General features: G+C 66.5%; 17 protein-coding genes. 7 read left to right on the forward strand and 10 right to left on the reverse strand.

All coding sequences use genetic code 11. From position 1 onward, the window contains the following. Nucleotides 1–80 precede the first annotated feature (80 nt). From A1D30_RS14120 to A1D30_RS14145, 6 genes are all read right to left on the reverse strand, one after another. Nucleotides 81–1,592 carry a tripartite tricarboxylate transporter permease gene (locus tag A1D30_RS14120; RefSeq protein WP_063461341.1) on the reverse strand — a complete coding sequence of 504 codons (1,512 nt, stop codon included), beginning with the start codon at nucleotides 1,590–1,592 and terminating at the stop codon, nucleotides 81–83. Between the two features lie 15 nt (nucleotides 1,593–1,607). Beyond that, entirely contained in the window at nucleotides 1,608–2,096 is a 489-nt protein-coding gene (locus A1D30_RS14125; RefSeq protein ID WP_063461342.1) for a tripartite tricarboxylate transporter TctB family protein, read from the reverse strand. A gap of 173 nt (nucleotides 2,097–2,269) precedes the next feature. After that, nucleotides 2,270–4,063, reverse strand: coding sequence for a GspE/PulE family protein (locus A1D30_RS14130; RefSeq protein ID WP_063461343.1), 1,794 nt, complete (start codon nucleotides 4,061–4,063; stop codon nucleotides 2,270–2,272). 11 nt (nucleotides 4,064–4,074) lie between these two features. Continuing rightward, nucleotides 4,075–4,839: a hypothetical protein gene (locus A1D30_RS14135; RefSeq protein ID WP_063461344.1), complete on the reverse strand. Its 765-nt coding sequence runs from the start codon at nucleotides 4,837–4,839 to the stop codon at nucleotides 4,075–4,077. Nucleotides 4,840–4,848: 9 nt separating this feature from the next. Then, nucleotides 4,849–5,391, reverse strand: a complete 543-nt coding sequence (locus A1D30_RS14140; protein ID WP_063461405.1) for a DNA-deoxyinosine glycosylase — start codon at nucleotides 5,389–5,391, stop codon at nucleotides 4,849–4,851. 129 nt (nucleotides 5,392–5,520) lie between these two features. Continuing rightward, nucleotides 5,521–6,357, reverse strand: a complete 837-nt coding sequence (locus tag A1D30_RS14145) for a TatD family hydrolase (RefSeq protein ID WP_063461345.1) — start codon at nucleotides 6,355–6,357, stop codon at nucleotides 5,521–5,523. A gap of 180 nt (nucleotides 6,358–6,537) precedes the next feature. On the opposite strand from A1D30_RS14145, the gene A1D30_RS14150 reads away from it, so the two are divergent. From A1D30_RS14150 to A1D30_RS14170, 5 genes are all read left to right on the forward strand, one after another. Continuing rightward, a complete protein-coding gene (locus A1D30_RS14150; RefSeq protein ID WP_063461346.1) occupies nucleotides 6,538–7,491 on the forward strand; it encodes a trypsin-like peptidase domain-containing protein in 954 nt (317 codons plus the stop codon). 24 nt (nucleotides 7,492–7,515) lie between these two features. Further along, nucleotides 7,516–8,535, forward strand: coding sequence for an AAA family ATPase (locus A1D30_RS14155; RefSeq protein ID WP_063461347.1), 1,020 nt, complete (start codon nucleotides 7,516–7,518; stop codon nucleotides 8,533–8,535). Between the two features lie 9 nt (nucleotides 8,536–8,544). After that, nucleotides 8,545–9,573, forward strand: coding sequence for a DUF58 domain-containing protein (locus A1D30_RS14160; protein WP_082836454.1), 1,029 nt, complete (start codon nucleotides 8,545–8,547; stop codon nucleotides 9,571–9,573). 11 nt (nucleotides 9,574–9,584) lie between these two features. Continuing rightward, nucleotides 9,585–10,628, forward strand: a complete 1,044-nt coding sequence (locus A1D30_RS14165) for a VWA domain-containing protein (RefSeq protein WP_063461348.1) — start codon at nucleotides 9,585–9,587, stop codon at nucleotides 10,626–10,628. Between the two features lie 90 nt (nucleotides 10,629–10,718). Continuing rightward, on the forward strand, nucleotides 10,719–10,970 hold the full coding sequence (locus A1D30_RS14170) for a hypothetical protein (protein WP_063461349.1): 252 nt from the start codon (nucleotides 10,719–10,721) through the stop codon (nucleotides 10,968–10,970). A 31-nt stretch (nucleotides 10,971–11,001) separates the two neighbouring features. Here the strand turns inward: A1D30_RS14170 and lolD are convergent, their stop codons facing one another. Together lolD and A1D30_RS14180 are read right to left on the reverse strand one after the other, a co-directional pair. Beyond that, nucleotides 11,002–11,694, reverse strand: a complete 693-nt coding sequence (gene lolD, locus A1D30_RS14175) for a lipoprotein-releasing ABC transporter ATP-binding protein LolD (RefSeq protein ID WP_063461350.1) — start codon at nucleotides 11,692–11,694, stop codon at nucleotides 11,002–11,004. Nucleotides 11,695–11,740: 46 nt separating this feature from the next. Beyond that, the gene (locus A1D30_RS14180; protein WP_063461351.1) at nucleotides 11,741–12,994 is read right to left on the reverse strand and encodes a lipoprotein-releasing ABC transporter permease subunit; all 1,254 of its coding nucleotides are present in this window, start codon (nucleotides 12,992–12,994) and stop codon (nucleotides 11,741–11,743) included. A gap of 80 nt (nucleotides 12,995–13,074) precedes the next feature. On the opposite strand from A1D30_RS14180, the gene A1D30_RS14185 reads away from it, so the two are divergent. Together A1D30_RS14185 and recJ are read left to right on the forward strand one after the other, a co-directional pair. Then, nucleotides 13,075–14,031: a hypothetical protein gene (locus tag A1D30_RS14185; RefSeq protein WP_063461352.1), complete on the forward strand. Its 957-nt coding sequence runs from the start codon at nucleotides 13,075–13,077 to the stop codon at nucleotides 14,029–14,031. Next, nucleotides 14,028–15,752, forward strand: coding sequence for a single-stranded-DNA-specific exonuclease RecJ (recJ, locus tag A1D30_RS14190; protein WP_063461353.1), 1,725 nt, complete (start codon nucleotides 14,028–14,030; stop codon nucleotides 15,750–15,752). Before A1D30_RS14185 ends, recJ begins: the two co-directional genes overlap by 4 nt. Nucleotides 15,753–15,878: 126 nt before the next feature. Here recJ and A1D30_RS14195 read toward each other — a convergent pair whose 3' ends face one another. Beyond that, a complete protein-coding gene (locus A1D30_RS14195; protein WP_063461354.1) occupies nucleotides 15,879–16,103 on the reverse strand; it encodes a 4-oxalocrotonate tautomerase family protein in 225 nt (74 codons plus the stop codon). Nucleotides 16,104–16,194: 91 nt separating this feature from the next. Beyond that, nucleotides 16,195–17,970 carry a methyl-accepting chemotaxis protein gene (locus A1D30_RS14200; RefSeq protein WP_063461407.1) on the reverse strand — a complete coding sequence of 592 codons (1,776 nt, stop codon included), beginning with the start codon at nucleotides 17,968–17,970 and terminating at the stop codon, nucleotides 16,195–16,197. Between the last annotated feature and the right edge of the window lie 72 nt (nucleotides 17,971–18,042).

Below are 18,042 nucleotides of genomic sequence, written 5' to 3' on the forward strand. Positions count from 1 at the left end.
AACGAATGCCTCTGCCCAAAAAACAACGGCACCCGAGGGTGCCGTTGTTCAGTCAGGGAAAGCAGGAAGCCCGAGGGCGATCAATCTTCCACAAATGCTTCTTCGCGCTTGTTCTTCACGGCAGGCAGCAGCACGATGATCAGCAGCAGTGCCGCAGCCGCCAGCAGGCCCGCCGACAGCGGACGCGTCACGAACACGCTCCAGTCACCGCGCGAGAGCAGCAGCGCGCGGCGCAGGTTTTCTTCCATCATCGGGCCCAGGATGAAGCCCAGCAGCAGGGGTGCAGGCTCTGTACCCAGCTTGTGGAAGATATAGCCAATCAGGCCGAAGATACCCACCATCCAGATATCGAAGGTGTTGTTGTTGGTGGAGTACACACCCACTGCGCAGAACAGCACGATGGACGGGAACAGCCAGCGGTACGGCACCGTGAGCAGCTTGATCCAGATGCCGATCAGCGGCAGGTTCAAAACGATCAGCATGGCATTGCCGATCCACATCGAAGCGATCAGGCCCCAGAACAGCTCAGGGTTGCTGGTCATCACCTGGGGACCAGGCTGGATGTTGTGGATGGTCATGGCGCCCACCATCAGCGCCATCACGGCGTTGGGTGGAATACCCAAGGTCAGCAGCGGGATGAACGAGGTCTGCGAGCCCGCGTTGTTGGCCGACTCAGGAGCCGCCACGCCACGGATGTTGCCCTGCCCAAAAGGCACTTCGCCGGGTTGCAGCTTGGTCTTCTTTTCCACCGTGTAGGCGGCAAAAGCGGCCAGCAATGCACCGCCACCAGGCAAGATGCCCAGGGCAGCGCCCAGCGAGGTACCACGCAAAACGGCAGGAATCATGCGCTTGAAATCGTCCTTGGTGGGGAACAGGCCTTCCACCTTGGCAGTGAACACTTCACGGTCTTCGTCGGGACGCGAGAGGTTGGCAATGATTTCACCGTAGCCGAACACGCCCATGGCGATGGTCACGAAGCCAATGCCATCGGTCAGTTCAGGAATGTCGAAGCTGAAGCGCGCCACACCCGAATTCACGTCGGTACCCACCAGGCCCATCAGCAGACCCAGCACGATCATGCCCACCGCCTTGAGCAGGGAGCCCGAGGCAAGCACCACGGCGCCGATCAGACCCAGCACCATCAGCGAGAAATACTCGGCCGGGCCAAACTTGAAGGCGACTTCGGTCAGCGGCGGTGCGAAGGCCGCCAGAATCAGCGTGCCCACACAACCGGCAAAGAACGAGCCCAGGCCGGCAGCCGCCAGCGCTGGCCCCGCCCTGCCCTTGCGCGCCATCTGGTAGCCGTCGATCACGGTCACCACCGACGACGACTCGCCCGGCAGATTCACCAGAATGGCGGTGGTGGAACCACCGTACTGCGCGCCGTAGTAGATACCGGCCAGCATGATCAGTGCGGCCACAGGCGGCAGCGCATAGGTGGCGGGCAGCAGCATGGCGATGGTTGCCACGGGGCCAATGCCGGGCAAAACGCCAATCAGCGTACCCAGCAGACAGCCGACAAAACAGTAGATCAAGTTCTGGAACGTGAAGGCCACGCCAAAACCGAGCGAGAGGTTGTTAATCAAATCCATGGTCGGTGCTCCTGCTCAACCCGTGATGAAACTGGGCCACACGGGGAACTGCAGCTTGAGCGCCCAGACGAATGCCACATAACTGCCAATGGCCAACACGGTGGCCAGCACGAACACGGCCTTGGCGTTGAACTCTTGCCCGGCCAGGCTGGCAATGAAGGTCAGCGCATAGATGCCCACGATGAGCCCCATGGCCGGAACACCGAGGCTGGGCAAACCACCCAGCAGGATGCCGAACGCGAAGTTGGCAGCCAGGATGAAGAACAGCGGCTTCCAGGCCCACTTGCCGATCTTGTCGCCATCCTGGGTTTCCACCGTGACTGCCTTGAAAGTGATCACGCTGCCGATGATGGCGAGCAGGATACCCAGCAACAGTGGGAAATAGCCGGGGCCCATGCGGGCACCACTGCCGACGTTGTACGTGGTTGCACCCCACGCAAACGCCACTCCGACACCCATGAACATGAGGCCGGAAAAAAAGTCTTTTTGACTCTTGATTTTCACGAATTGTCTCCTAGGCGGAAATCTTGACTGCGCGATTGTGCGTGCAAGCACGGCCCGCGCGAATGTGGATTCCACCTACATCCAGTAACGCCCCATGGCCGCACCGCGCGAACAAAGCATCGCGCACGGGCCACAAGCCGCCCCGGGGAGACGCCTGAACGGCGCAGGGCGCACTACTCCAGCGGTGGAGTGGCAGCGATCACCTCGTCCATGGTGGTCAACCCCTCGGCCACCCGCAGCGCCCCCGCCAGGCGCAGCGGGCGCATGCCATCCTGCACCGCCTGGCGGCGCAGGTTGTCGATGGATGGGGACTGGGTGATCCGGTCCTTGAGTGCCTCGCTCACGGTCAGCAATTCATAGAGCCCCATGCGGCCACGGTAACCGCCCATGCGGCAGTCCACACAACCCACGGGTTTGTAGGGCTGGTAGGCGCCATTGATCTTCCAAGGCTTGACGACCTCGGCCAATGCATCGCGCGATGCCGTTTCGTCACGCTGCTTGCACTGCTTGCACAGCGTGCGCACCAGCCGCTGGGCCAGCACGCCCAGCAAGGTGGCGTTGAGCAGGTAGGGCGGCACCCCCAGCTCCATCATGCGGGTGATGGCACTGGGTGCGTCGTTGGTGTGCAACGTCGAAAACACAAGGTGCCCCGTGAGCGCGGCCTGGATGGCCATCTCTGCGGTCTCCAGATCGCGGATTTCGCCCACCATGATGATGTCCGGGTCCTGGCGCATCAGCGCACGCAGGCCCTCGGCAAAGTTGAAATCGAGCTGCGGCTGCACTTGGGTCTGGTTGAAGCTTGGCTCGATCATTTCGATCGGGTCTTCCACCGTGCTCACGTTGACCTCTTCGGTCGCCACGCGCTTGAGCGTGGAGTACAGCGTGGTGGTCTTGCCCGAGCCCGTGGGCCCTGTCACAAGGATGATGCCGTGCGGGCGTTTGACCAACGCCTCCCAGCGCTGCGCATCGTGCTGCGCAAAACCCAGCGCATCCAGATCCTTGACTGCGTTGTCCGGGTCAAAGATCCGCATGACCATCTTCTCGCCGAATGCTGTGGGCAGCGTGGACAGGCGCATTTCCACCTCGTCCCCCCGCTGGTTGCGCGTCTTGATGCGGCCGTCCTGCGGGCGGCGTTTTTCCACCACGTCGATGCGGCCCAGCAGCTTGATGCGCGACACCATGGCGTTGTGCACCCCCATGGGCATCTGGTAGACCGGGTGCAGCACACCGTCGATGCGGAAGCGGATCACACCCTGCTCGCGGCGCGGCTCCAGGTGGATGTCGCTTGCGCGCTGGTCAAACGCGTACTGCCAGAGCCAGTCCACCACCTTGACCACGCCCTGGTCATTGGCATCGAGCTGCTTGTTGCTTTTGCCCAGCTCCACCAGTTGCTCGAAGCTGCTGCCACCCGAGTTCCCCCCCGCTTTCTGCGCAGCGCGTACGGACTTGGCAAGCGCAAAGAACTCGGCAGTGAATCGATGGATGTCCTGCGGATTGGCCACCACCCGGCGCACCGTGCGGCGTGACTGGCGCTCCACCTCGGCCACCCAGTCGTCAATGAAGGGCTCGGCCGTGGCCACCACCACTTCCTTGGCCGTCACCTGCACCGGCAGCACCTTGTGGCGCTCGGCGTAGGTGGCGCTCATGCTGTCAGCCACGCGGCCCACATCGACCTTGAGGGGGTCAATGCGCAGATAAGCCAACCCGGCACGCGTGGCCAGATACTCGGACAGTGCCTCGATATCGAGCGGTTTGCCATCGCTCGCGCGCTCCATGGCCACACTGGCCAACCGCACCAGCGCATGCTGGGAGCTTTCAGCCTGCGAGCAGCGGGCAATGGTGCGCTGCGCTTCTTCCGGCGAAATGACATGGTCATCGCTGAGCCACTGCACCATGCGGCGCCAGTCCACCGGGCCGATGTGGGTGGCGGCCTTCAGTCGGCCGGGGATGTCCACGGAAGCATTCATGTCAAAACCTTTCAGGGAGCCACAGGCTTGAACGCCCGCAGCCATTTGGTGGTGGGCAACTCCCAGCGTGCCTGGATCGCTTCGGCCTGTTCCTCCAGCTCCGCACGTTTGGGCCGGGAAGGCGTGCGCTGCGCCAGCACCACCGTATTGCCCTCGCGGGTGGGCTTGAATGCCCACAGCGCATCGTTGCCAAACGCCTGGGCCATGCTTTGGAGGCTGCGGTCAAAACTCGACGCGCGGCCGAACAGGTTGACCGTCATGCAGCCCGTCTCGGTCAGCAGCGCCCGGCAATCGGCATAAAAATCCGGGCTGTCCAGCACCGGTGCAGCTGCCTCGTGGTCGTAGAGATCCACAGCCAATGCGTCCACCGTGCCCAGCCACATGGGGTTCTGGATCTCCTTGGCCGCATCAGCAAGCACCACACGCAGTTTCGGGCCATCGGGAGGAAGCTTGAACCATTGGCGGCACACCGCCAGCACCTGGGGATTCAACTCAATCGCAGTGCTGCAGATGCGCAGCTTCTTGTGGCAAAACTTGGTGATGGCGCCTGCCCCCAGCCCCAGTTGCATGGCATGTCCCTTGGACACCTGGGCCAGGTCGGCAAACAGCAGCCAGGCCATCATGCGCTGCACGTATTCCAGCTCCAGCGCAAAGGGCTCATCAATGCGCATGGAACCCTGGATCCACGGTGTGCCCAGGTGCAGGTGGCGCACCTCACCATCGTCCGACACACTGACTTCGGGCAACTCTTGCAGTTTTTCTTTTTTACGGGTCATTCAAAGCGTTCAAAGCAGGTGGTGGGCCGACAACACTGCGGCCCAGGCCGCCAATTTACGGTCAAAACTCCAGGACGCATTGGCCGGACTGGTCGATGGCAGCCGCACGGCCTGCAGTTGCAGCCTGTGCTGCGAACCCAGGCTGGCCAACACCGCCGGGGCGTGCCGGAAGCTTTCGGCACCGTTGTGGGCCACAGCCACCAGCCGGGGACAGCGCCCGAGCAGACGGGCAAAGTCGTTGACCTGAGGGTTTCGGATGCTGGTGTCCAGGCTGCCTTCGCGCTCGCAGCTGGCATACACATCCCATAGCCCCAGCCCCCGTGCCAGCAGCCAGTCGCAGCGCTGCGCGTAGTGCTCCGGCCCGGCGACGGGCAGCGGATGCTGCGGCCAGAGGGCCTGCAATATCTTCCAGAAGTGATTCTGCGGATGGGCATAGTACTGCTGTGCCCGCAGGGAGGCTGCGCCCGGAAAGCTGCCCAGCACCAGCACCACCGTGACCTCGGACGCCACGGGCGGCAGCCCCTGCCACCGGACGGCAGCAGGAGCGGACATGAGGCCAGTGGCACCGGGGTCAAACATGGGCCGATTCTGGACCGAAACCACGCCAACGCTTTTGCGCAAATGCAAAAAAAGAGAGCTGTAAACCGTTTACCACACGGCCCAAAGCTCCCAAATTGCTCCTCATTTTCCACCCTGGGCAAGCAAAGGCACCAGTCGCGGTAGCGCCACGCAGGCGTTGACCGTGGTGGCCTGGGCCAGCGCCGCCAAGGGCTGGCCCCGCAGTTGCGCCAGCACCTCGGCAATGCGCGGCAACTCGGCCGGGGCATTGCGCCCCTGGGGCAAGCCCTCAGCCCGCTGTGCGGCCGGGGTGTAGAGCCAGTGGGGCGGGATATCGGGGGCGTCGGTCTCCAGGACCAACGCCTCCTCGGGCAGCTCAGCCGCCAGGCGGCGCAGCTGCAGGGCGCGGTCATAAGTCATGGCGCCGCCAAAACCGAGCTTGAAGCCCAGGCCGACGAAGGCCTGCGCCTGCTGCAGGCTGCCATTGAAGGCATGCGCAATCCCGCCACGCACCGGCAGGTCCCGCAGGCCCTTGAGCAGTTTGTCGGCCGATCGACGCACATGCAGGATCACTGGCAGGTCAAACCGGCGGGCCAGCTGCAACTGGGCCCGGTAAAACCGCTCCTGCCGTACAGGGTCCAGCCCCGGCACGAAGTAGTCCAGTCCAATCTCGCCGATCGCCACCAGGCGCGGGTCGGCGTGGCGCTGGGCCAGCATCTGCTCAAGTAGCGCCACATCCCCATCGCCTGCACGCCCGGTGTACAGCGGGTGGATGCCCAGCGCATAACTATCCCCATGCTGGTGCGCCAGCAGGCGCACGGTGTCCCAGTTGCTGCGCTCCACGGCCGGAATCACACAATGGCCCACCCCTTGCGCGATTGCTTCGCGGCGCACTGCACTGCGGTCGGCATCGAACTCGGGCGCATCCAGGTGGCAGTGGGTGTCAATCCAGGCAGTCATGCGCCGATGATGCCCGATGCGGTGTACCCCACACAGGGGCGGTAGCCCTGCGTGTGCATTTGCGGGCAAACCGTGCTACCGTCATTTGCGTGCGCCGGTACTTGGCGCCAATGAACCTGCGAATGATCTTCCGGGGCCGTCCCAAGACCCTCCGCAGGCTCCCAGAGCAAAGGTGACAGGATGCCCCGGCCCGCCCTCTACAGCAGCTCACGCCCCGCCCGCAGCCGTGCCCCCAATCCGGCGGTCGCACCCGCAGCGCCTGCGACCGCTGCACTGCCCTCAGCCGATGCACCGCCCTCGCCGCAGGAGGTGGCCCAGGCCACGGCGGCCGCCCCACACTCTGCGGCCATCCTGCGACAGCTTTGGGCCCTGTGGACCATCGTGGTGCTGTTGGCAGCCCTGCTGGTAGCCAGCGCCTGGCACAACAGCCGCAGCACCACCCGCAAGATCACCCAGGACGACATCGACGCCGCCGTGCTGCGCACGCTGGAGACCACGACGCCGCCTTCGGCCGCCGCACGCGCCGTGGAGAGCATCGCCCCCTCCATCGTGCGCGTGGTGGGCTATGGCCGCAGCAAGAACGGCAAGGAAGAAGTCGAGCGCGGCATCGGTACGGGCGTGGTCATCGTGGACAAGGGTGTCATCCTGACCAACCTGCATGTGGTGGCGGGCGCCGACCGCATCGGCATCACCTTCCACGATGGGCTGGAAACCACCGCCAGCATCACCGGTGCCCAGCCCGAGAACGACCTGGCCGTGCTGCAGGCGCACAAGGTGCCCGACGACCTGGAGGCCGCCACCCTGCGCTCCACCCAGAACCTGCGCCCTGGCGACCACGTGGTGGCCGTGGGCTTCCCCTTTGGCATCGGCCCCTCTGCATCGGCGGGTGTCGTGTCGGGGCTGCAGCGCGAATTCACTTCGCCCGAGGGCAAACGCCAGCTCAGCAACCTGATCCAGTTCGACGCCGCTGCCAACCCCGGCAATTCAGGCGGCCCGCTGGTCACGCTGGATGGCGAAGTGGTGGGCATCGTCACCGCCATCCTCAACCCCACGCCTGCGCGCACCTTCATCGGCATCGGGTTTGCGGTGCCTATCGAGAACGCGGCCTCGGCCGTGGGCATGCCCCCCTTCTGACCCTGACCCTCCACAAGGAGCACCATGGAAACCACCCCCTCCCCCGCCGCCATGAACAACGCCGCCACCGCCACCCTGATGGAGCAAGTGCTCTACGAAGTCAAACGCGTGGTGGTGGGCCAGGACCGCTTTCTTGAGCGCGTCATGGTCGCCATGCTCGCCCAGGGCCACCTGCTGGTCGAAGGCGTGCCGGGCCTGGCCAAGACGCTCACCGTGAAGACGCTGGCCAGCACCATCCAGGGCAGCTTCAAGCGGATCCAGTTCACGCCCGACCTGGTGCCCGCCGACCTGGTGGGCACGCGTCTGTACAACCAGAGAACGGGCGAGTTCAGCACCACGCTGGGCCCCGTGTTCACCCACCTGCTGCTGGCCGACGAAATCAACCGCGCACCCGCCAAGGTGCAGAGCGCGCTGCTGGAAGTGATGCAGGAGCGCCAGGTCACGATTGCGGGCGAAACGCACAAGGTGCCCGAGCCCTTTTTGGTGATGGCCACCCAAAACCCCATCGAGACCGAGGGCACCTACGCGCTGCCCGAGGCGCAGGTGGACCGCTTCATGATGAAGGTACTCATCGACTACCCGACAGAGGAAGAAGAATTTGTGATCGCCCAGCGCGCTCTGGACAAGCCCGTGCAGGTGCTGCCCGTGGCCACCACCGCGCAGCTGGCCGCGCTGCAGGCCGAATGCCGCACGGTGTATGTGGACCCTTCCCTGCTGCAGCATGCGGTGAAGTTGGTGGCCGCCACGCGTGCGCCCGCCAGGCACGGCCTCAAGGACCTGGCCGGCTTCATCGCCTGCGGCGCCAGCCCCCGCGCGACCATTGCCCTGGCAGAGGGCGCCCAGGCCCTGGCCATGCTGCGCGGGCGCAACTACGTGCTGCCCGAGGACATGACCGACCTGACCGCCGATGTGTTGCGCCACCGCATTGCGCTGTCGTACGAGGCGCTGTCCGAAGGGCTGGATGCCGACGCGCTCATCCAGCGCATCATGGCCAAGATTCCGGCACCTGCGCGGCCTTTGCACCACGAGCAAAAAGTGGCCTGAGCCTGCACCATGAGCAACAAGCCGCCCGACACCCCTTCCGCCACAGTCCACACGCTGCCGACCCTGCCCGGGCAGGCCGACCGGCTGCTGCGCGAGCTGGAGTGGAAGGTCATCCGCCGCCTGGACGGTCTTCTGCAGGGCGACTACCGCACCCTGATGCGCGGCAGCGGGCTGGACCTGGCCGACCTGCGCGAGTACCAGCCACACGACGACGTGCGCCACATCGACTGGAACGTGACCGCCCGCCTCAACCAGCCCCATGTGCGCGTATTCACCGAAGACCGCGAGATGACCGCCTGGTTCCTGCTGGACCTGAGCCCCTCGATCAGCTTTGGCCCTGAAGGGCGCGCCAAACGCGACATCCTCACCGGCTTTGTGGCCGTGCTCTCGCGCCTGCTCACGCGCCACGGCAACCGCGTGGGCGCCATGCTCTATGGCGGCGCCAGCCACCAAGCCGAACGCGCGGTAGACGCCGTGCTGCCACCCCGCAGCAGCCGCGCCCATGTGCTGCACCTGGTGCACCGCCTGCTGGCCCCCACCACGCCCGCCACACGCCAGCCCCAGGGCGGCGGTGCGGCCACCGAACTGCACCGGCTGCTGCAAACCGGCCTGGCCAACCTGCGCCGCCGCGCCACCGTGTTTGTGGTGTCCGACTTCATCAGCGCGCCAGGCTGGGAGAAGCCCCTGGCGCAACTCGCCCAGCGCCACGACGTGGTGGCCGTGCGCCTGCTCGACCCGCTGGAGCTGGAGCTGCCCGACCTGGGCCTGATCACCCTGCGCGACGCCGAAAGCGGCGAGCAATTGCAGGTGGACACCCACGATGCCGCGTTTCGCCGCCGCTTTGCCCAGCTGGCGGCCGAGCGCGAGGCCACATTGCGCAATGGCCTGGCGCACGCCGGGGCCGACACGCTGGAGCTGTGCACCGACGACGACCTGGTGGACGCCCTGCTGCGCTTCATGGACCTGCGCCAGCGCCGCGTGCGGGCGCCCCGCGCCACGGCGGATGCCACCGCGCCCCACCCCCACTACGCCACCTGAGGACCCGCACCATGGTTTTTCTCTGGCCCACCCTGCTCTGGCTGCTGCTGGTTGCGCCCCTGCTGGTGCTGCTGTACTGGTGGCTGCTGCACCGGCGCAAGAAGACTGCGCTGAACTATTCCAGCCTGTCGCTGGTGCGCGAGGCCCTCGGCCCCGGCCAGCGCCTGCGGCGCCACATCCCGCCCGCGCTGTTCCTGCTGGCGCTCATCGCCTTGCTGCTGGCCGCCGCGCGGCCCCTCGCGGTGATCACCCTGCCCTCGCAAGACCAGACCATCATGCTGGCCATGGATGTCTCGGGCAGCATGCGCGCCGCCGACGTGGAGCCCGACCGCATCACCGCCGCCCAGAACGCCGCCAAGGCCTTCATTGCCGAACTGCCCCGCCATGTGCGCGTGGGCATCGTGGCCTTTGCAGGCAGCGCCCAGCTGGCGCAGCTGCCCACACAAAGCCGCGAAGACCTGGTCAAGGCCATCGACAGCTTTCAACTGCAGCGCGGCACGGCCACAGGCAACGGCATCATGTTGTCGCTGGCCACCCTCTTTCCCGATGCGGGCATCGACATCTCCGCCCTGGGCGGCCGCCAGGCCATGCGCCCCAAGCCCATCGACGAAATCGGCAAGCAGGACCCGGCCAAACCCTTCACCCCCGTAGCGCCGGGCTCCTACAACTCGGCCGCCATCATCATGCTGACCGACGGCCAACGCACCACGGGCGTGGACCCGCTCGAAGCCGCCAAGTGGGCGGCCGACCGGGGCGTGCGCGTGTACACCGTGGGCGTGGGCACGGTGCAGGGCGAAACCATTGGCTTTGAAGGCTGGTCCATGCGCGTGCGACTGGACGAAGAGACGCTGAAAGCCGTGGCCGCACGCACCAACGCCGAATACTTCCATGCCGCCACGGCGGCCGACCTCAAGAAGGTCTACCAGACCCTCAGCTCGCGCCTGACGGTGGAAAAGCGCGAAACCGAAATCTCTGCCCTGTTCGCGCTGGCGGGCGCTGCGCTGGCTCTGCTGGCTGCGGCGCTGTCGGTGTGGTGGTACGGGCGGGTGATGTAGCCCCCCAAGCCCCGCCGGGCGCAGGCACAGGGCCCCTGCCTCGGCATCCCGCTCAGTCGGTCCTGGTATTCGCACGAAGGAGATCATTCCATGCGTTCCCTGATCCGCACCACGGCCCTGGCGGCCCTGCTGGCCACCGCCGCAGGCATGGCGCTGGCCCACAACTGCCCCAACGAGATGAAGGCCATCGACGCCAAGCTGGCCACCAACCCCAGCCTGTCGGCCGACAACGCTGCCAAGGTCAAGCAGCTGCGCGCCGATGGCGAAACCCACCACAAGGCGGGCAAACACGACGATTCGATGAAGGCTCTGGCCGAGGCCAAGAAGATCCTCGGGATCTGAACCCGCGCCCCCGTCTATCCAGCGGGGGCGATCAGGCGCGTGGCGCCTGCAGCTTTCCTTCGGCAATCCGCACCACGCGGCCGCAGCGCGCGGCCAGGGATTCGTCGTGCGTCACCATCACAAAGGCCGTGCCGTGGTCGCGCGCGAGCTGGAGCATCAGCTCGAACACGCCGTCGGCCGTGCCCCGGTCCAGGTTGCCGGTGGGTTCGTCGGCCAGCACGCACGCGGGCCGCGTGACCAGCGCGCGCGCAATGGCCACACGCTGGCGCTCGCCGCCCGACAACTCGGCCGGACGGTGGTGCACCCGCGCCTTCAGGCCCACGGCCGCCAGCACTTGCTCGGCCGCCTGGTGGGCTTGTTCAGAAGGCATGCGGCGAATGCGCAGCGGCATGGCCACGTTGTCCAGCGCGCTGAACTCGGGCAGCAGGTGGTGAAACTGGTAGATAAAACCCAGGTGCTGGTTGCGCAGTTGGCCCTGCGCCTGGGGCGACAGCGCCGACAGCTCGGCCCCCTTGAGCCGCACCGACCCGGCCGTGGGCGCATCCAGCCCGCCCAGCAGGTGCAGCAAGGTGCTCTTGCCCGAGCCCGAGGCACCCACAATGGCCAGGGTTTCGCCCGCATGCACCTGCAGATCCACGCCTTGCAGCACGGTCACGTCCAGGCGGCCTTCGGTAAAACGTTTGGTCAGGCCCTTCGCCTCCAGTACCACCGCACCATTTTTCAAACCATTTTGGCCATTACCGCCTGATGGTATTGGGTTGATAGCTACATTATTCATAGCGTAAAGCTTCGGCAGGGTTCACACGGCTGGCGCGCCAGCTCGGGTACAGGGTGGCCACAAAGGCCAGCACGAGCGAGATCAAGCCGATAGGCACGATGTCGCTGCTTTGTGGCTCGCTGGGCATCTTGCTGATGAGGTAGATGTCCTTGGGCAAGAAGCTCGCGTTCAGGGCCTTTTCGATGGCGGGCACGATCACGTCGATGTTGAACGCAATGCCCAGGCCCAGCAGCAGGCCCACGGCCGTGCCGATCACGCCCACCATGGCGCCCTGCACCACGAAGATGCCCATGATGCTTTTCGGGCTGGCGCCCAGGGTGCGCAGGATGGCGATGTCGGCGCGCTTGTCGGTCACGGTCATCACCAGCGTGGAGACCAGGTTGAACGCGGCCACCGCCACGATGAGCGTGAGGATGATGAACATCATGCGTTTTTCGAGCTGCACGGCGGCAAACCAGGTGCGGTTCTGCTGCGTCCAGTCGCGGATCAGCAGCATGCCGCTCAAGGACTGCGCGAGCTGCTGCGCCACCTCGCGCGCCTGGTGCAGGTCCTTGAGCTTGAGGCGCACACCCGTGGGGCCTTCCAGGCGGAAGATGCGCTGCGCGTCCTCATGGTGCAGCAGCACCAGGGCCGAGTCGTATTCATAGTGGCCCGAGTCAAACGTGCCCGCCACCGTCATCTGCTTGAGGCGCGGCACCACACCGGCCGGGGTGACCTGGCCTGCGGGCGCAATCACCGTGACCACATCGCCCGCACGCACGCCCAGGGCGCGGGCCAGCTCGCCGCCCAGCACCACGCGAAACTCGCCGGGCACCAGCAGGTTCAGCGTTTTCTCGTTGGTGGCGGCCAGGTCGGTCACCGCGCCTTCCAGCGCCGGGTCGATGCCGCGCACCAGCGCACCCTTCATGTCCTCGCCCCGCGCCAGCAGGGCCTGCGCCGCCACAAAGGGGGCGGCGCCGATCACGTTGGGGTTCTGTTTGGCCTCGGCCAGCGTGCGCGCCGGGTCGGGCAGCGCCGCGCCCTGGGGGGCAAAAATTTCGATGTGCGAGACCACGCTGAGCATGCGGTCGCGCACCTCCTTCTGAAAGCCGTTCATCACGCTGAGCACGATGATGAGTGCCGCCACCCCCAGCGCAATGCCCAGCATGGACACGCCCGAGATGAACGAGATGAAGCCATTGCGCCGCGTGGCGCGGCCCGCGCGCGTGTAGCGCCAGCCCAGGGCCAGTTCGTAGGGGATTTTCATGGATTGGGAAAGAAGGCCTCGCCCCAGCGGAATGCCGGGGCCGGGCCGGGGCAGATTGTGGCATCCCGGACAATAGCGGGATGTCGGACACCACCCATTTGCTCATTCCTGGCGCCGCGAGCGCCTCGGAGGGATGCCAGCAAGCCCAACAAGGCCTCGCCCTGCCCCACCTGGACCGGCTCCTTGCCCGGCTCAGCCCCCACCCTGCCCAGAGCGACGACGGCGAAGAAACCAGCTTCACCCCCCCGCACGAACGCGCCCTGGCCCGCGCCCTGGGCCTGCCTGCCGAGGATGGCCACATCCCCTGGGCCGCCTGGCACCGCCACCAGCAAGGTCTTTCGACGGATGGCGAAGCCTGGGCCTTTGTCACCCCCTGCCAGTGGCAGGTCAGCACCGACCACGTCACCCTGCGCGACCCGGAGCAACTGGGCCTGGATGAGGCGGCATCGCGCGCACTGCTCGGCATCGTGGCGCCCTGGTTTGCCGAAGACGGCATCACCTTGCACTACGACCAGCCCACGCGCTGGCTCGCCAGCGGCCCGCTGTTTACCCACCTGGCCACCGCATCGCTGGAACGCGTGCTGCTGCGCGACGTGCGCGCCTGGATGCCCGACGCCAAGCAGGCCCGCACCCTGCACCGCCTGCACAGCGAGATGCAGATGCTGCTCTACACCCACGCCTTCAACGACGAGCGCACGGCGCGCGGGCTGCCGGTGGTCAACTCCTTCTGGGTGCATGGCGCGGGCGCGCTGCCCCAGCCGGTGCCCGCCCCTTCTGCGCCCCCCCACATGCCCACCCCGCTGCGCGATGCCGCGCTGCGCGAAGACTGGCGCGCATGGGCCCAGGCCTGGGCCGCGCTCGATGCAGGCCCCGTGACCGAGCTGCTGCGCCAGGCCGAGGCAGGCGTCCCCGTAACGCTCACACTGTGCGGCGAGCGCAATGCACGGACTTTTCACAGCGCGCCCCGCTCGCTGGCACAGCGTTTTCAAGGCCTTTTTCGGCCTCTGCGCGCGACAGATCTACTCCATAAGCTATGAAAATAATAGCAAGAGACATTCCCCCCCGCGCCGCCTGGGCGCTGGAGCAGGCCGGGGTGCACCCGCTGCTGGCCCGCCTGTACGCCGCGCGCGGTGTGCGCGCCCATGAGGAGCTGGACGACGGCCTGGGCCGCCTGCTGCCCCCCGGCGGAGACCTCGGCCTGAAGGGCATCGACGCCGCCGCCCGCCTGCTGGCCGACGCCATGGCGCAAAACCAGCGCCTGGTCATCGTGGCCGACTACGACTGCGACGGCGCCACCGCCTGCGCCGTGGGCGTGCGCGGCCTGCGCCTGCTGGGCGCCCGGAACGTGGATTACCTCGTGCCCGACCGCGTGACCGACGGCTACGGCCTCACGCCCCCCATCGCCCGCCGCGTGGCCGAGCGCGGCGCCGATGTGCTGATCACCGTGGACAACGGCATCGCCAGCGTGGAAGGCGTGGCCGAGGCCAAGGCGCTGGGCCTGCAGGTGCTCGTCACCGACCACCACCTGCCCGGCCCCGCGCTGCCTGCGGCCGATGCCATCGTCAACCCCAACCAGCCCGGCTGCCCGTTCGAGAGCAAGTCCATGGCGGGCGTGGGCGTGATGTTCTACACACTGCTGGCGCTGCGCGCCGAGCTGCGCGCGCGCGGCGTGTTTGACGTCGGCAGCCAACCGAAGCTCGACCCGCTGCTCACCCTGGTAGCGCTGGGCACGGTGGCCGACGTGGTCAAGCTCGACGCCAACAACCGCCGCCTGGTCGCTCAGGGCCTCAAACGCATTCGCATGGGGCAGATGCCCGCAGGCATCGCCGCACTCTTCCACGCCGCAGGTCGCAAGGCGCCTGCCGCTACCACCTTCGACTTTGGCTTCGCTTTAGGCCCGCGCATCAACGCGGCCGGGCGCCTGGCCGACATGACGCTGGGCATCGAATGCCTGCTGACCGACGACGCGGGCCGCGCCGCAGAACTCGCCAGCACGCTGGACAGCATCAACCGCGAGCGCCGCGAGATCGAGGGCGGCATGCGCGAGCAGGCCATGCTGATGGCCGAGAGCCTGTTTGACGAGAGCGAAGAGCCGCCCCCGGCCATCAGCGTGTTCGACCCCGACTTCCACGAAGGCGTGGTCGGCATCGTGGCCAGCCGCATCAAGGACAAGCTGCACCGCCCCACCTTCGTGTTTGCGGCCAGCAGCGCGCCGGGCAAGGAACATGAACTCAAAGGCTCAGGCCGCTCCATCCCCGGCTTTCACCTGCGCGACGCACTCGACCTGGTGGCCAAGCGCCACCCGGGCGTGATCCTCAAGTTCGGCGGCCACGCCATGGCGGCGGGCTGCACCGTGGCCGAGGAAGCGTTTGACGTATTCGAGCAGGCCTTTGCCCAGGTCGCGCAGGAATGGCTCGACGCCGCCACCCTCACCCGCCGCATCGAAACCGACGGCCCGCTGGCCCCTGAATACTGCCGCGCCGACATCGTGGACACCCTGCACCGCGAGGTCTGGGGCCAGGGTTTTGCGCCGCCCACCTTCAGCGAAGAGGTGCAGATCGTGAGCCAGCGCCTGGTGGGCGAGGCCAAGAACCACCTGTCCCTCAAGCTCATCCACCAGGGCAACCCCGTGGATGCCATCTGGTTCGGCCACACCGAGCAGCTGCCCGCGCGTGTGCTGCTGGCCTTCCGCCTCGACGTGAACGAGTGGAAGGGCGAGCGCAAAGTGCAGTTTCTGGTGGAAGGCGCCGAGGTCTAAGCGCTTCCCCCTGAGGCGCTGGCGCGGCTGCCGCTGGATTGGTGCTGCGACCGTTGCGGAAGTCTGTCGGCCACACCGGCATCCACAGAGTTCAAACGTCAGTTGAAGAGGTCGATGCGCGCAAGTTCAGGTCTGCAGCGGCCCCTGGCTGCGCTGGCGCACTGCGGTGACCTGCTCGCCCCCCACGCCCCAGTTGTCGGGGTCGATCTCGTCAATGATGACGGTCACGGTCTCGGGTTTTTTGTCCAGCACCTCCTGCATGAGGCGGGTGACACCCGCGATCAGGGCCGCCTTCTGGGCGGATGTGGTGGGGATGTCGCGGTTGGCGAGACGGATGTTGACCAAAGGCATGGGCGGGTCCTTTTCTGGTGTGGTACCAAAGCAAAAGGCAGCCAGGGCTGCCTTTGTTCTGCTCGTTGATTTGGAAGCTTGCGCAAACTCTTCAGAAGCTTTCCCAGTCGTCATCCCCGCCCTGGGCCGTGGCACGGGGTGCGGGTGAAGGGGCCGGGGCTGCCGAGGATGCGATCCGTGGAGCTGTCGGCGCCTTGGTGCTGGCGGCGGGCTTGGCCGGTGCCGCCACGCGCGGGGCGCTGGTTGCGGCCTTGGCCACCGCAGGCCGGAGCGCTGGCGCTGGTGCTGCGCGGGGTGCCGCTGCCGGGGCCCGCGCCGCCACTGCGCCCACGTTGAACACCGACACCACCTCTGCCAGCCGCTGCGCCTGGTCGCGCATCGAGGCGGCTGCGGCCGTTGACTCCTCCACCAGCGCTGCGTTCTGCTGCGTCATCTGATCGAGGTGCGTGACTGCCTGGTTCACCTGGGCGATGCCGTCGCGTTGTTCGGTGGACGATGCCGTGATCTCGCCGATCAGGTCGCTCACCCGCTGCACGCTCGCGACGATCTCTTCCATGCTTTGACCGGCCTGGGCCACCTGGGCCGAGCCCGATTCCACGTTTTGCACGCTGGCGCTGATGAGGTTTTTGATCTCTTTGGCCGCCTCGGCACTGCGCTGGGCCAGGCTGCGCACTTCGCTGGCCACCACGGCAAAGCCCCGGCCTTGTTCACCGGCACGGGCGGCTTCCACGGCGGCGTTCAGCGCCAGGATGTTGGTCTGGAACGCGATGCCGTCGATGGTGCCGATGATGTCGCTGATCTTTTTGCTGCTGTCGGTGATCTGCTGCATGCTGCTGACCACCTGGCCCACCACTTCGCCACCGCGTGCTGCGGCCTGGGCGGCGGTGCCTGCGAGCTGGTTGGCCTGGCGGGCCGTGTCGGCCGACTGGCTCACGGTGGCGGTGAGCTGTTCCATGCTGGCCGCCGTCTCTTCCAGGTTCGAGGCGGTCTGCTCGGTGCGGGCCGACAGGTCGTGGTTGCCATTGGCAATCTCTACCGAGGCCGACGACACCGAGTCCACCCCGTGGCGCACCTCGCTCACCACCGTGCGCAGCCGCGCCGACATGGCCGACAGCGAGCGCAGCATGTGGCCGAACTCGTCCTTGCGGGTGGACTGCAGTTCCTGGGTCAGGTCACCGGCGGCAATCGCATCAATGGTTTCGACCGCCTGATCAAGCGGCACGGTGATCGAATGCACCAGCCGCCAGGCCAGGAAAATGCCCACGGCCAGCAGCACCATGGACAGGATGATCCCCGAGACGGCGTTCTCGATGCGGCGGCTCACGGCGTCGGCGCGGATGGCGTCGCGGCGCTTTTCCAGCGTGGCCACAAAGTCGTCCTGGGTCTTGAGGTACTTGGTGACCAGGGGGGCAAACTCGTCGTCGGCAAACCGCTGGGTGGCCACGGCATCGCCCGCGCCTTTCAGCTCCCAGGTCTTGGCGGTGGCGGCCAGCACGGCCTTGCGGGCGTCCAGCACCTTGTCGAGCGCGGCTTTTTCCTCGGGCGCGGTGGCAGACGCAACGATCTTCTCCTGCACCTTGTTGATGTTGCCGATGATCTCCTTGACCTTGGCGCCGTACTGCTCGGCCAGCACCGAGTCGGTGGTCACCGCGCCGCCCATGACCATGGTGACGGCGGTTTCGGTGGCGCCACGCCAGCGCACGGCCGAGGAGATGCGCTCCTCGATCTCGATGATGCCGTCCATCGCAGCCGTCATCGAGTTGTTGCCCCGGTTCTGAGCAAAGCTCGAGAGCAGGAGCATGCCGATCATCAGACCCAGAAAAGCGCCCCAGAGCTTGCGGGAGACGCGGATATTGTCGAATTGCATGGTTTGGATTTCCTCGTGGACCGGTGATGTTCTCTTCATGTTCTGCGCATGCCGCACAGGAAACATTCGATT

Origin of the sequence: Acidovorax sp. GW101-3H11 (assembly GCF_001633105.1) — a bacterium.
Classification (GTDB): domain Bacteria; phylum Pseudomonadota; class Gammaproteobacteria; order Burkholderiales; family Burkholderiaceae_C; genus Acidovorax.

Coding starts and splice junctions, on each gene's coding strand:
- A1D30_RS14200 (WP_063461407.1), bottom strand. CDS start 17,970: ATGCAATTCGACAATATCCGCGTCTCCCGCAAGCTCTGGGGCGCTTTT.
- A1D30_RS14180 (WP_063461351.1), bottom strand. CDS start 12,994: ATGAAAATCCCCTACGAACTGGCCCTGGGCTGGCGCTACACGCGCGCG.
- A1D30_RS14145 (WP_063461345.1), bottom strand. CDS start 6,357: ATGACTGCCTGGATTGACACCCACTGCCACCTGGATGCGCCCGAGTTC.
- A1D30_RS14195 (WP_063461354.1), bottom strand. CDS start 16,103: ATGCCTTTGGTCAACATCCGTCTCGCCAACCGCGACATCCCCACCACA.
- A1D30_RS14155 (WP_063461347.1), top strand. CDS start 7,516: ATGGAAACCACCCCCTCCCCCGCCGCCATGAACAACGCCGCCACCGCC.
- A1D30_RS14140 (WP_063461405.1), bottom strand. CDS start 5,391: ATGTCCGCTCCTGCTGCCGTCCGGTGGCAGGGGCTGCCGCCCGTGGCG.
- A1D30_RS14165 (WP_063461348.1), top strand. CDS start 9,585: ATGGTTTTTCTCTGGCCCACCCTGCTCTGGCTGCTGCTGGTTGCGCCC.
- A1D30_RS14170 (WP_063461349.1), top strand. CDS start 10,719: ATGCGTTCCCTGATCCGCACCACGGCCCTGGCGGCCCTGCTGGCCACC.
- A1D30_RS14135 (WP_063461344.1), bottom strand. CDS start 4,839: ATGACCCGTAAAAAAGAAAAACTGCAAGAGTTGCCCGAAGTCAGTGTG.
- A1D30_RS14185 (WP_063461352.1), top strand. CDS start 13,075: ATGTCGGACACCACCCATTTGCTCATTCCTGGCGCCGCGAGCGCCTCG.
- A1D30_RS14160 (WP_082836454.1), top strand. CDS start 8,545: ATGAGCAACAAGCCGCCCGACACCCCTTCCGCCACAGTCCACACGCTG.
- A1D30_RS14130 (WP_063461343.1), bottom strand. CDS start 4,063: ATGAATGCTTCCGTGGACATCCCCGGCCGACTGAAGGCCGCCACCCAC.
- A1D30_RS14120 (WP_063461341.1), bottom strand. CDS start 1,592: ATGGATTTGATTAACAACCTCTCGCTCGGTTTTGGCGTGGCCTTCACG.
- recJ (WP_063461353.1), top strand. CDS start 14,028: ATGAAAATAATAGCAAGAGACATTCCCCCCCGCGCCGCCTGGGCGCTG.
- A1D30_RS14150 (WP_063461346.1), top strand. CDS start 6,538: ATGCCCCGGCCCGCCCTCTACAGCAGCTCACGCCCCGCCCGCAGCCGT.